This is a genomic window from Roseateles sp. (assembly GCF_031397715.1).
Taxonomy (GTDB): Bacteria; Pseudomonadota; Gammaproteobacteria; order Burkholderiales; family Burkholderiaceae_C; genus Paucibacter_A.
The window spans coordinates 1-12,532 of the sequence record NZ_JANNMI010000436.1 but is presented as its reverse complement, the minus strand read 5'-3'; the positions used below and the strand labels follow the sequence as shown (position 1 = coordinate 12,532).

Here is a 12,532-nt window from a genome sequence, read left to right as displayed (position 1 = left end):
CCCTTGCCGGCGCGGCGGAAGTAATGCGGCGCCTCGAACAGGCAGAACAGCGCGGCCACTTGATGGGCCGTACTGGACTTGGCATCAAAGTAATCGCGCGCCAGCTCGGCAAAGCCGAACTCGCCCTCCGGGGCAAACTCCCAGGCGAGGTCGAGGTCGATCTCCTTGGCCAGCGCTTGCGCCGAGGCAATCAGCTCGGCCGGTGCGGGTTTATCGAATTTAAGCAGCACATTGGCGGCTTTTACTTTGACGCGCTTGCCGGAATCGAGTTCGATCTGCATCGAACTATCGGCTTCAGACATCACGCGGCCGGCGAGGAATTTTCCGGCGTCATCGAACAGTGCAAACATATGGGCCGGATTGTCGCCGATAGTCGAGCTTGGTCGGCGGTGGCCATGGCGACCCGGCGCAAGCTTTAACCTTGGCGCTGCCGCAAACGCTGCATTTCGCGCTCCATCATGCTGCCGCGCAAGTCCTGCCCCTGCAGCGAGGCCCAGGTCACGATGCCGTGGATGACCAGCCCGAGGCCCCAGCCCCAGATCGGGAAAGGCGTGTAGCCAAAATGCCAGCTCCGGTCGCTCAGCGAACTCAGCAGGTAGAAGCCCGCGTTGACGCAGCAGAACACCAGCAAATGGGTCAAAAACCCCAGCTTGGCGTCGACGCGCTTTTTGGCTTGCGCTTCCAGGCTGCTGCTGTTTTCGTCATCTGGGCTGCTTTGTTTGAGGGGGGCCATCACGAGCTCCTTGCTTGAATTGGTTTGCGATGTCTGCACTGTGCCCCGGCCCGCCGTTGCCCGCCCAGGGCTTGCGACGAGCGGCATTCAATGGGCGCGAGGGGCCGCTGCAGGCGATGAGTTGCCGTTTGCTGGCGGCGTTCTCGTATGTCCAGTGCAATTGGCGAGTCGGCACTGCCATTGCGGAGCAATCGCCGCCGCCGTCGCGAACGCCTTTGACCTGCGCAAGGCGCTCTTGCGATAGGCCTTGCTCCCCATTTCTTCTGTCAGCACCCAAACAAAGGCCCACCAGGGCATCTTGGCGGTTCAGCGTCCAAATGCCTGTGGGGCGAGTTCCTTCTTCTTGCGCGGGCCCATCATTTTTCCGTCATTTCTATGGCGATACCATTCTTCCCCTGCTGCAAGCGGTCCAGATGTAGGTTGACCAGAGGATCTTTTGGACGCGCAATCGCCAAGTTCGTGAACGCAGCGAGCGCGCCGTTCCTGTCGGTGCCGATGAGGTCGAAGGCCGCTTGGTATTCAGGGTCCGATGCCGGGCCGGCTGCGGTCGCGAGAAGTGGCTCGTACGCCATGACGTAGCCTGATCGGCCCGACAGTCTGAGCTGGCCGATCGGACGAGCTGCGACACCGGGGCACCCCGCAAGCGTTGCCTCGGAAACGCAGATGAGAGTACCCAGATGTTTGTTGGCGCCTTCCAGACGTGCAGCAATGTTGACTGCGTCGCCCAGCGCGCGGTAATCGAAGATCGCGTCCCCACCGAAGTTGCCAACGGTTACCTCGCCGGTATGGACGCCAATGCGCGTTTCGCAGAAAGGGATGTTTTGGCGCAAGAGCTGGTCCATATAGTCGCGGGCGAAGGAATGCATCTGCAGCGCACAACGCAGAGCTCGCTGCTGGTGGTCCGCCTGTTCAATCGGTGCTGAAAAGACGATGGCCACGGCATCACCGACGATCCGGTCCAGCGTGCCATCGTTCTCGAAGGCAATCGCGATCATGCGATCCAGATAGGCATTGAGCACGGCGACGGCAGCCGTCGGATCCATCGTTTCCATCAGTGCGGTGAACCCGGCAAGGTCAGTGAAGACGAAGCTGCACTGCTGGCGCCGGCCACCCAGGTTGAGTGCGCCGGGGTGGGCGACCAAGTACTCCACCAGGTTCGGGGAGACATAGCGCGAGAAGGTCTGCTTCATCCAGCGCTGCCGGCGTTCGCTGAGCAGGTGGCGCATCAGCGTCGTCGGAATGAACACCATCGCCAGGCCCAGGATCGGCGTGCTGGGATCAATCAGCACCTGGCCATGGATGAATGCTTGCCAAGCGCTCAGGCCCAGCACACCGGCTAGCGCGAAAAAACCCGCCGATGACTGCGCAGCGCTGCGAGTCATGGCAATAACGCCCACGAGTAACCCGCCCACCAGGGTCGTCAGCAGTTCGACTGCCGGGGTCCATCCGGGCCGGCTCAGGGGCTGACCCGCCAGCACCTGCTCCAAGGCCTGGGCATGCACCTCGACGCCCGGAATGATGCCTCCCAGCGGATAGAAGCGCAGGTCCATCAGCCCCTGGGCTGAAGTGCCGACAAGCACGATATTTCCCTTGATTGCATCAGCGGGCACTTCGCCGGCCAGAATCTTCCAGGCCGAGATGGAACGCTCCGGGCGGGGCTTCGAATAGTGGATCCACAGCGATCCGGATGCATCCGTATCCAAGCTTCGCTTGCCGATGCGCACGTCAATGACTCCACCGCTGTCGCCCTCGCTGCGCACCGTGTAATGGCTCGCACCAGCTGCCAGCCGAAGCGCCTCGGCAGCGAGCGACGGGACCAGTCGCCCGTCAAGGTTCATCAGCAGCGGCACCTTCCGGATGATGCCGTCGACATCAGGCAGGAAGGTCATCGCCCCTTGGCCGGCGGCCGCCTCCTGGAGTTCCGGCAGGTTCGACACGCTGGCTTGGAATCTGTGAATCGCCGCTAGCGGGTCGCCGCCGAGCGCGAAGAAGCTCGCCTTGAGCAGCAGCCCGTCGCCGGACTCCTGGGTCCCGGCTGGCCTGGCGCTCGGCCCCGTCATCGCGAAGCCGATCGCCACATTGCTCCGTGCGAGCGTCTGCGCCAGCGCCGCGTCCGGGTCGGGGCGATCCGTGACGTCAGCAGCTTGCCAGTTCCGATCACGTTCGGCGCACACGATGTCGATCGCGATCGATGCCGGCTGCAGCTTGCTGGTCTCGTCCAGCAATTGCGCGAGCCGGTCGCGCGACCAGGGCCACTGTCCGATCCTGCGCAGGCTTTCGTCATCGATGTCGATGATGCGGACGGGCGGATTGTCGTAGGCCCGCGGATGCCAGCGCTGGTACTGGTCGAAGGTGAAATTGCGCAGGCCACGCAGGGCCATGGGGTCAATGACCATGGCGCCCAGCACCAGGATTAAGGCCAGCAGTGGCACGCCCCAGGTCCGGCGCGACTCCTGCGGCTCAGCCTTGCTCGGACGCATGCGAACCCTCGGTCAGGGCAGCGCGCATCAGCTGGACGTTGGGGAGGAAGAAGTCGCTGACATAGCCTTGCTGCAGCACCAAGCAGACGAAGGCGAGCTTGTCCTTCGCGTCCAGCGGGCGGCGCCACTCGCGCGCCAGGCGCTCCTGCACGAGCATCCCGTGGGCCAGATCCAGGCCGATCGAAGGGAGGATGTCGGCTTCGCAAAGCATGCGCGCGAGCATGGCAAGACCGGCATCCTCGGTGAGCGCGGCGAGTTCCGGTGCGCCCGCAGGCACCTTGGCTGAACAGGCCTCGCCCTTCTCGTGCGCCTTGCAGGCAGCCGCCATGAAGCCGGTGCCCTGGGCCGTGTCGGTGGACAGCACGAGCGTCGCCATGCGACTGAGCTGCAAGGGCTGCAGACCCGCCGACTGCAGCAGCGGACGCACGCATTCGATGCTCGCGCGCTCCTGCAGGAAGGCCGGGTGCGAACCGCCGTCGTGCACGAAGTCATGGATCAAGGCCGCAAGCAGGAGGAATTGCGTCGTCGCCGCATCAAGGCGCTCGAGGGCGCACAGCGCATGAGCCGTCAGTACGACCTCGCAGAAGTGCTGGCGGTTGTGATACGGGTTGCGGTCGAAGACCGGAGCCTGGGCGTCGATGGCCGCGGCCACTGCGGCAAACGCGCGATCCAGCGTCGGATCAGGCGTGCCGCAGAGATGGGCGGCGACATGCCGGTGCAGCCATTGGAGTCTGTCCGGCCGCGCGCCGACCCGGTCAAAGAGGGCAACGAGTTCCGCGCCGACCCGCGCAGCCGAGTCTGCTGCGGCATCGGGCGATTTCGACTCGGCTTCGACACCGCCGGCCTCAGCCATGTTGCACCGTCGCGTAGTAGGGCGACGGGTCGCTGACGTCGATCTGCTCCGGCTGCAGGTGTTTGCGCGCGAATTCCAGGTAGACACCGGAGCGCAGAAACAGGTTGAAGACGTCAGCGTCGACGTGCGCGCCCGACATCTTCTGCAGGACCGCCAACGCCTCTGACAGCTTCTTGGGCTTCTTGTACGGCCGGTCCGCGGCGGTCAGCGCTTCGAAGATGTCGGCCACCGCCATGATCCGGCTGGGCACCGACAACTGCTGCGGACCAAGCTGGCGAGGGTAGCCCTTGCCATCCATGCGTTCGTGGTGGGTACCCGCATATTCCGGCACTCGCCGCAGATGCTTGGGGAAAGGCATCTGCTCCAGCATCATCACCGTATGGACCATGTGTTCGTTGATCTTGTAGCGCTCTTCGCGGGTCAGCGTCCCGCTACGCACCGACAGGTTGTAGAGCTCGCCGCGGTTGTAGAGGTGCTGGGGCACCTCCATGCGGAAATTGAAGGAGGGATCTGGTTGATCGTCCGCGGGTCGGACGATGAGGTCTCGCGCGCGATCGGCCAGCAGCGGTTCGCTGCAGGGCAAGGGTTGCACGGCTTCGTCCGCGCGGCTGGCGAGTTCCGCCTCGGAGAGCCCCAGGCGGTCGTCGAAATGGCGCGTCCACCGGAGGGCTCCGATACGGGCAAGGCGCGCGATGGCGTCCTCCCCCATGGTCTCGGTACCCTTGTTGCACTTGGCCACAAATGCGAAATCCTCCTCCAGGCGTAACAGCGACGCGCGATGGGCGGCGTCCGTCTCCGCGGTGCAAGTGCCGGCCAGTTGCGCCCGGAGTCGTTCGATTTCGAGGTCGCGCCGCAGTACCTCGAAGCGCATGCGCACCTCGTGGATGCGGTTTTGGATGGTTTCGAGTTTGGTCGCCTTGTCGATCACGTACTCTGGCGTCGCCACCTTCCCGCAGTCGTGCAGCCAGGCACCGATACGGAACTCCTCCCATTCCGCGTCGGACCTGAATCCAAAGGTCGCGAAAGGGCCTTCTGTCGCATCGCAGGCCGCCTTGGCGAGACCCATCGCCAGGTCCGGCACGCGCTCGCAATGCCGGCCCGTGTACGGGCTCTTGGCGTCAATGGCCGTCGCGAGCACTTGGATCAGGCTTTCCATCAGTTGCTTCTGCGACTCGACCAATTCGAGGTTGTCGAGGGCGACGGCGGCCTGCGCCGCCAGGGCCTCGACCAGAGCGACAGATTCCGGATCGAAGGGCACGATGGCACCGTTGATCGGGTCCAGTGCGTTCATGAATTGCAGCACGCCGATTGGAGCTCCGCCACGAGGCGCAATCGGCACCGTGAGCATCGATACCGTGCGGTAGCCGCTGGCGATGTCGAAGGCGCGGGTGCCGCTCAGGTCAAAGCGCGTCTCCCTGTACACGTCATCGATGCGGACGGAGCAATTGTGGACAGCCGTGTAGACGGAGACGTAATTCTCGTTCGGACGTCCGGTCTGGGAGTCGTAAAGCGGAATCTGCACCGAAGGCAGCGGGTCGCTTCGCGTGCGGAGTTCAAAGCGCAGCGTCTCCTGGTCGGTGACCATGTACATGGTCGCCCCATCGCAGTGGAGCAGCCGTCGTCCCTCGCTGAGTAGTTGCTGCAGGAGCGCCGCGCGATCGCGACTCATCGACATCATGATGCAGGTTTCGATCAGCCCGTTCAGGCGTGACGAACGGGCCGAGAGCTTGGCGCGGTAGTAGCCATGCTCGGCAGCCCGCTGGCGACGAAGCCGCCCCAGGTCCGCGAGCGTGGCCAGCCGCCGGCTCACGTCGGCAAGATCGGCGGGCTGCATGATCCAGTCGCTCGCGCCTTGCTTGAACGCGTCCGCCCGAGCCTCGGACTGCGAGGCTCCGCCCAGCACGACCACCGGCAGCAAGGCAGCCGGAAAGCCCGCGCGGATCGCGTGGATCAGTGTGAGCGCTCCGCCGACGCCGCCATGCTCGTCGATCAGCACCACGTCCCAGTCGTCGCGGCCGAGCTGTTCGAGCGCTTCGCTTGCGCCACAGGGGCGCACGAAAAAGCGCAAGCCGCGCAAGCCTGAGACCAGCTCCTCGTTCGGGAGGGCCGGGTCGCTGCAGACCAGCAGCGTCTTCGTGAACGCGGCGCCTCTGGCGTGCGCGCCTGTTTCGCCCGGCATGCTCTCATCCATGTAGGTGGACGCGAGGATGCCGCGCGGCGCGAAGCGGCGTTCGATATCAGGCAGTCTCATGATCTCAGCGCTTGAACACGATCACGCCGGAGACGTTGCCGACGCGGCTGTCGAAACCATAGGCCACGCCGGCCTGGCTTCCCTGGCCGCCGGCAATCTGGCCGATCACTGACACGTTGTTGCCAAGGCTTCCCGTGCAGCCGCCCGTGCAGCCCGTGCCGGTGCTGGAGATCAGGGATACGCCGGAGAAGCCGGCAGCGGAAGTCTGCGATGCAACACCGACCAGCGAGAAGGTCTGCCCGGCCACCGGCACGGTCAACGAATAGCTGGCCGTGCCGGCAAGCTGCAGCAGCAGCGCCGCCGTGAAGGTGCCGGTCGCGCTGTTCACGGACCCGGTAGCCACGAGCTTGCCGCCCGACTGCATGGTGGGCGCCGTCGAAGCAAAGGACGAGTACAGGCCCGCCGCCGGCAGTATGGGCGCTGACGCGATGGCGAAGTAATGCAGAGTCGCCAGGTTGCCGTTGCCCACGCCGCTGCTGCCCGCGGTCCCCTTGACCTTGCTCTGGCCGCCCGTCCAGCGGCCCCAGGCGATCACGCCGTTGGAGCCGACGTCGAGGGGCGTGCCCTTCTCGATGATGACCTTGCCGGTCGACGCATTGCGCAGCTCCAGGAGCCCGCCCTGCGCGTCGAACGAGGCGTTTCCCTGGGTCAGGCCTGAAGCCACAGCGCCTTTTTCGGTGCTCCAGACCAGGCCCAGCGTGGCAGTGCCGTTGGGCAGGGGTGTGGCGACCGGCGCGGGTGCGGGGCTGAGCGCGGGCGGAGGACTTGGCGCGGGTGCCGGGCTTGGCGCAGGCGCCGGTGTCGGTGTCGGTGTTGGTGCAGGTGCAGGCGTTGGTGCCGGCGTAGGTGCCGGCGTAGGTGCGGGTGTTGGCGCTGGTTCGGGTGCCGGGCTGGGTGCCGCAGCAGGGCTTGGTGTGGGCGCCGGGCTTGGCGCTGGCGGCGGCGCCGGTGTTGGTGCAGGCGCAGGCGCAGGCGCAGGCGTTGGTGCCGGGCTTGGCGCAGGCTTCGGCGCTGGTGTGGGGGCCGGCGTTGGCGCAGGGTTTGGCGCAGGTGCCGGGGCTGGCTCCGAGGCAGGCGCCGGCGTCGGTGCGGGTGTTGGCGCAGGTGTGGGTGCCGGGCTGGGTGCGGCCGCGGGGCTCGGTGTGGGCGCCGGGCTTGGCGCTGGCGCTGGCACAGGTGCAGACACCGGGGCCGGTGCTGGTAGCACCGTGATCGGCGTGGAAGGCCCTGGCGCTGGAGCCGGCGTACTGCTGTCGACGACAGTCGAACCGGGCAGCGTCGGCAGCACATCATCGGCAGTGCCGGAGCCGACAACCGCAGGCGCGCTCGTGGCAGGTGGCTTCAGCGAAGCGACGAGGTATTGCGAGAGCTTGTCACCCGAGGTCGGTGTTTGCGAATCAGCGGCGGCGCTCGTTGTCGGCTGAGGAGCGGCGGCGATCGGCTTCGACTCGGCGGCGTTGGCAGGCTGGAGATAGACAAGCTGTTCCGCACGGAGAACGGGTTTGATCGACATGCCCGGCGTGAAGGCCGAAGAGCCCTTGGGGACGTCGACGCAGCCGCCGTCGTTGCAGACCGCCACGCGGCCGCCGATGACGCCGACCTTCAGGCCGCCGTCAATTGCAGCGGTGTACTCGGTTCCGCGGATGCCGATCGTGCCTGAGGGGGTGTCGAGCTTGTAGTCCGCGGTACGCGAATGTCCGATGCTGCCGCTGATGGTGCGCAGCTTGCCGGCGAGCAGGCTCATGAAGCCGCGCTCCTCGTTGCCTGGCGGGCCGGCGAGGTGATAGTCGTCCAGGCGCAGGGTCGTGCGTTCGCCCAGGGACATCATGGCGCCGTCGATCATGCGCAGCTGGACGCGGCCCTTGCCTGTCTGCACGGTCTCGCCGGATTCGACGCCGCCGCCCGTCTTGAGCTCGCGGGCTTCACCCTTGGCCGACAGCGCGCGCACATCGCCACTGGTGAACAGCACCGTGGCCGAAGGCGCCGACCAGGCGAGTCCGGTGAAGGCTAACAGCCCGGCGATCGAGAGCGCATTGCGCAGCCAGAGCGCCGAGGCGGGCTTAGGAGCCCGGGCGGCAGAAGGCGGCGATAGCGAGAATCGGCCCAAGCCGCCGATCTTTCTGCCGCCCGGGCTCCTAGCGCCAGGATGGACAGGGCGTCGGAAGTCTGAGGTCATGGGAAAGTCCTGTGGGCGGTGATCTGGATGACGCTGCGCGAGTAGTCGTAGAGCACGACATTCGAAGCAGCTCTTGTGTGATGAACCTGTGCGGTGAGTTGCCACTGATCGGTGGCGCTGTAGCGCAGGCCGGCAGTGGCATAGTTCTGGTGGTCGCGGCGATCGGTGTCGAAGAAGGGCTCCGTGCCGCCGAACCGGCGCCGCTCGTGCTGCCCCTCCGCGAACAACATGACCGAGGGGTTCAGGCGCCGCTCCATGCCAAGCCGCAGGCCCGAGGCGTGATGCCCGAAATGCGCCAACTCGGCCTTCGTGGCCCGCTCGCTCGCGAAGTACGCGCTGCCGTAGACCAGCGTCCCTGCGGCGGCGAATTCACGGCCAAAGCCGATACCCAGCAGGGAGCGATCGGTATTGCGCTCGGCCTGACCCTTGTAGTCCTGATGTGACCACTGGCCGAACAAGCTCGCCTGCGAGGCCGCATTGAGCTGTTGTTGCCATTGAGCGCTAATGCCATTGGCGCTGCGGTATCGGCTCGACCCTACCCAGGCCGTGCCGTTCTGCAGGGCGATGGTCTGGCTCTGCGTGCCCACCGTACGGCGAGCACCGACAGTGGCGTCGAAAAGGACGGTGTTCATGTCATGGACGACGCGATCCACGGTGCCGCGAAGGTTGCCCGCTGCGACCAGCTTCCACGCCGGCGAGAGCGCAAATTCGGCATTGATTCCGCCTGCCGCGGAAGCGACGAGATCGTGCTGCTGCCGGCTTTCGGGTGCGGTCTGGAAAAGGATGCCGCCGAAGGCCGGAATTGCAAATTCGCCTTGGTTCGTGGCGCTGTTGACATTGCTGTCATAGCCGGCGCCTACCTCGAGGTAGCCCGAGACGCGAGGGCCCGTCGGGCGCGCAAGCTGGTCGATGACGCCGATGACACGATCGATCGCTGCCGACGCGCCCTCAGGCAAGTCTCCGCCGCGAGCCAGGCGCATCTCCACCCGGGCACTGTCGGGATCGCCGGCGGCGAGGTAGGCGCGGCCGAGTTCGGCGTGAGCCAGCAGGTTGTCGGGTTGCCTTTGCATCAGGCGTTCAAGCGCGAAGATCGCCCGTGTCACATGACCAGAGTCGAGCGCAGCAATGCCCAGTAGGTAGTCGAATGCGGGATCCCCGGCACGCGTTGTCTCGGCCTGGGCCAGCAAGGCATATGCGCCTGCCGCATCCTTCTTACCCAGCAGGGCTGAGGCCTTGACGAGCAAGTCTTCCTGGGCGAAGGCGTTCGTCGCGAGGCAACTCAATGCAATGGCGAAGGCGATCAGGGAAAACGAACGGGCATGAGGTCGCGCGGTAGCTCCGGGCCTGGTGGGCAAACTGTGCAAGGGCACCTCGAGCTATTGTTGTCAAAGCGCCATTTCCATGCGCTACCTTGCATCTATCGTCGCTAGTCTTAGCAAGTAAAGGGATGTCGACCAGGGGTTTGTAACTATTTGTACAGAATGATCTGTCTTCTCTGCTGGCACCTCACTGGCTGGCCGAGTGCGGTGCCCAGCTTTGTTTCGTCACCAGTGCAAATCTGACGGGATTTGCACTGGAGCGAAACATGGAGGCCGGAGTGCATGTCAAGGGCGGGGGTGTACCTGCGTTATTACAGGATCATCTGGAAGCGCTTGTGGCGCTGGCGGTGGTGCAGCGCCCTGAGCTCTAGCGCTGGAAGAGACTGATGAAAACTTGGGACACCTGAGAGATCGTTGCCGGCGCTTCGCGGCGATCAATGCGCCTGAATAGGCGTCGCGCCCATATGCCGTTTGCGGCACGACTAAATCCTCATGAGTTTGCCTACAGATTGCCTACAAGGCGATCGGAGTTCAAAAAGCAAAAAGCCACCGCTAGGGTGGCTTTTCTTCTAAGTGCGCGCTGTATACAGTTTGCACCTAGATAATTTTGGTGGCGCTTCAGGGATTCGAACCCCGGACCTGCGGATTATGATTCCGTCGCTCTAACCGGCTGAGCTAAAGCGCCTCAAGCCCTCGACTATAGCATTGAGTTTTCTCGGCGCGCAAGCAGTTGGTTAAATAAGTTTTTCATTCCGCCAGAGCGGTGCGCACGGCCGCGAGATCCCAGGCGGCGTGCCCCACGGTTTTTAGCAGCATCGGTGCACGCGGCAGGGCCTTGTCAGCAAGGGCTTCAGCCAGGTTGTGCACGCGACTCCAATCCACACCGGCTTGCAGCAAATCGCCGGCTTCGTGGCGCGCGCCGTCTAGGTCATCGACCCATACATGCCGCTGCCGCACTTGCTTTGCCGGCAGTTCGGCCATCTGTGGGGTGAAGCTGCCCAGGCCCACGATCAAGGTGTTGGGCGCGACGTCGTCCGGCAACACCGCGCTCAAGGAGGTCGTCGCCGTCACCACCACGGCAGCGTCTTCCAGTGCCTGCTCAATTGTGAGGGCCCGGGCATTCAATCGCTGTGCCGTCAGCAAGGCGGCAAAGGCCATGCCCTGCGCGCGGCCGCGGCCCACGCAGCGCAAGTGCACACCGGGCCAACGCTCGCCCATGGCCAGCGCATGGGTCAGCGCCTGCGCGCCGGTGCCGACCAAAACAAGGGATTCGGGCGGGCGACCCAGCAGCGTTTCTATGCCCAGCAAGGTGACGGCCGCCGTGCGCCTTGCGGTCACCACGATGCCGTCCAGAATGATCAGGGGCGTGCCGTTGCCGGCCTCGCTCACCACCACGCGGCCCTGAATCGTCGCTTGCCCGCGCGCCCGGTTGGCGGGCGTTACGGCGACCAATTTGGTGACCGCATAGTGGGCGTCGGTGCAGGGCATCGCCAGATAGCTGCCGCCCTCGGGCAAGGGCAGAACGGTGCGTGCGCTGGCGTGAATCAGGCCAGCGTGCAGATCCAGCATGGCTTGCCTGACGGCCGGAATCAGGCGCTCATAGGGCAGCAGGTCGGCGGTGGCTTCGGCATTGAGAATTCGCATCGGGGCTTCCTTGGGCGGAACGGGGTGGGGGTGGGGGCTCGCCCGGGCCAGCCGATTATGATTCCGCCCTGACGACTCCTCGGGTTCACGATGTTCAGCTTCTTCAAGAAAAAGTTCTCTTCCACGCCAGCGCCGGCGCCGGACGCTGTGCCCGAATCGATCGCGGTGGCGATTGCCGAACTGATTGTTGAGCCCGTTGTTGAGCCAATCATTGAGCCCGTCATCGAGCTGCCTGTCGCCGCCGCTCCGGCCTTGCCCACGCCCACGCCCACGCCCACCGAGCCCCGCCGCAGCTGGATGGACAAGCTGCGTCAAGGTCTGCGCAAGACCGGCTCCAGCATTGCCCAGGTCTTCACCGGCACACAGATCGACGACGCGCTGTACGAGGAGCTGGAGGCGGCGCTGCTGATGGCCGACACCGGCGTCAAGGCGACCGAGCATTTGCTCGCCGACCTGAAGCGCCGCGTCAAGGAGGCCAAGGCAACCGCGCCCTCGGCCGTGCGGGGTTTGTTGATCGAGGCGCTGACCGACCTGCTGCGGCCGCTGGAGAAGTCCTTGGCGGTTGGTCAGCACAGCCCGACGGTGATGATGGTGGTCGGCGTCAACGGCGCCGGCAAGACCACCAGCATCGGCAAGCTGACCCGTCATCTGGCCGAGGCCAATCAGAAGATCCTGCTGGCGGCGGCCGACACCTTCCGCGCCGCCGCGCGCGAGCAGTTGGCGGTGTGGGCCGATCGCACCCAAGTCGAGATCGTCAGCCAGGAAGGCGGCGACCCCTCGGCCGTGACCTTTGATGCGGTGACGGCGGGCCGCGCGCGCGGCTGCGATGTGGTGATCGCCGATACGGCGGGCCGCCTGCCGACGCAGCTGCATCTGATGGAAGAGCTGAAGAAGATCAAGCGCGTGATCGGCAAGGCGCAGGACGGCGCGCCGCATGAAGTCTTGCTGGTGATCGACGGCAACACCGGTCAGAACGCGCTGGCGCAGGTGAAAACCTTTGATGATGCGATCGGCCTGACCGGCCTGATCGTGACCAAGCTGGACGGCACGGCCAAGGGCGGCGTGCTGGCGGCGAT

10 protein-coding genes, 1 tRNA gene and 2 pseudogenes are annotated in these 12,532 nt (G+C 65.3%); 3 read left to right on the top strand and 10 right to left on the bottom strand.

Annotated elements, in window-relative coordinates:
* The 6 genes and pseudogenes from RMO57_RS19225 to RMO57_RS19200 all read right to left on the bottom strand — a co-directional run.
* Positions 1-350 (bottom strand): annotated as a pseudogene (locus RMO57_RS19225) (RNB domain-containing ribonuclease); the annotation flags it as partial.
* A gap of 65 nt (positions 351-415) precedes the next feature.
* Positions 416-733 carry a 2TM domain-containing protein gene (locus RMO57_RS19220; protein WP_310389411.1) on the bottom strand — a complete coding sequence of 106 codons (318 nt, stop codon included), beginning with the start codon at positions 731-733 and terminating at the stop codon, positions 416-418.
* 356 nt (positions 734-1,089) lie between these two features.
* Positions 1,090-3,213 (bottom strand): adenylate/guanylate cyclase domain-containing protein, encoded by a 2,124-nt coding sequence (locus RMO57_RS19215; RefSeq protein WP_310389409.1) that lies wholly within the window; start codon positions 3,211-3,213, stop codon positions 1,090-1,092.
* On the bottom strand, positions 3,194-4,066 hold the full coding sequence (locus RMO57_RS19210) for a hypothetical protein (RefSeq protein ID WP_310389408.1): 873 nt from the start codon (positions 4,064-4,066) through the stop codon (positions 3,194-3,196). The genes RMO57_RS19215 and RMO57_RS19210 overlap by 20 nt, the downstream gene beginning before the upstream one ends.
* Positions 4,059-6,317 (bottom strand): HD domain-containing phosphohydrolase, encoded by a 2,259-nt coding sequence (locus RMO57_RS19205; protein ID WP_310389405.1) that lies wholly within the window; start codon positions 6,315-6,317, stop codon positions 4,059-4,061. Before RMO57_RS19205 ends, RMO57_RS19210 begins: the two co-directional genes overlap by 8 nt.
* Positions 6,318-6,321: 4 nt before the next feature.
* Positions 6,322-6,981 carry a hypothetical protein gene (locus RMO57_RS19200; protein WP_310389403.1) on the bottom strand — a complete coding sequence of 220 codons (660 nt, stop codon included), beginning with the start codon at positions 6,979-6,981 and terminating at the stop codon, positions 6,322-6,324.
* Positions 6,982-7,184: 203 nt separating this feature from the next.
* On the opposite strand from RMO57_RS19200, the gene RMO57_RS19195 reads away from it, so the two are divergent.
* Positions 7,185-7,529 (top strand): hypothetical protein, encoded by a 345-nt coding sequence (locus RMO57_RS19195; RefSeq protein ID WP_310389401.1) that lies wholly within the window; start codon positions 7,185-7,187, stop codon positions 7,527-7,529.
* 290 nt (positions 7,530-7,819) lie between these two features.
* Positions 7,820-7,996 carry a hypothetical protein gene (locus RMO57_RS19190; RefSeq protein ID WP_310389399.1) on the top strand — a complete coding sequence of 59 codons (177 nt, stop codon included), beginning with the start codon at positions 7,820-7,822 and terminating at the stop codon, positions 7,994-7,996.
* On the opposite strand, the pseudogene RMO57_RS22055 reads toward RMO57_RS19190, so the two are convergent.
* The 4 genes and pseudogenes from RMO57_RS22055 to RMO57_RS19170 all read right to left on the bottom strand — a co-directional run.
* A pseudogene (locus RMO57_RS22055) lies at positions 7,954-8,142 on the bottom strand (hypothetical protein); the annotation flags it as partial. The gene RMO57_RS19190 and the pseudogene RMO57_RS22055 overlap by 43 nt on opposite strands.
* Positions 8,143-8,489: 347 nt before the next feature.
* Complete coding sequence (locus RMO57_RS19180) at positions 8,490-9,857, bottom strand: surface lipoprotein assembly modifier (protein WP_310389395.1); 1,368 nt, start codon at positions 9,855-9,857, stop codon at positions 8,490-8,492.
* Between the two features lie 563 nt (positions 9,858-10,420).
* Positions 10,421-10,497, bottom strand: a tRNA-Met gene (locus RMO57_RS19175).
* 62 nt (positions 10,498-10,559) lie between these two features.
* On the bottom strand, positions 10,560-11,456 hold the full coding sequence (locus RMO57_RS19170; RefSeq protein WP_310389393.1) for a delta(1)-pyrroline-2-carboxylate reductase family protein: 897 nt from the start codon (positions 11,454-11,456) through the stop codon (positions 10,560-10,562).
* Positions 11,457-11,546: 90 nt separating this feature from the next.
* Between RMO57_RS19170 and ftsY the strand changes: the two genes are divergently transcribed.
* Positions 11,547-12,532 (top strand): signal recognition particle-docking protein FtsY (gene ftsY, locus RMO57_RS19165; protein WP_310389391.1); only part of this gene is annotated, 986 nt, incomplete at its 3' end.

Coding starts and splice junctions, on each gene's coding strand:
- RMO57_RS19215 (WP_310389409.1), bottom strand. CDS start 3,213: ATGCGTCCGAGCAAGGCTGAGCCGCAGGAGTCGCGCCGGACCTGGGGC.
- RMO57_RS19205 (WP_310389405.1), bottom strand. CDS start 6,317: ATGAGACTGCCTGATATCGAACGCCGCTTCGCGCCGCGCGGCATCCTC.
- RMO57_RS19220 (WP_310389411.1), bottom strand. CDS start 733: ATGGCCCCCCTCAAACAAAGCAGCCCAGATGACGAAAACAGCAGCAGC.
- RMO57_RS19170 (WP_310389393.1), bottom strand. CDS start 11,456: ATGCGAATTCTCAATGCCGAAGCCACCGCCGACCTGCTGCCCTATGAG.
- RMO57_RS19210 (WP_310389408.1), bottom strand. CDS start 4,066: ATGGCTGAGGCCGGCGGTGTCGAAGCCGAGTCGAAATCGCCCGATGCC.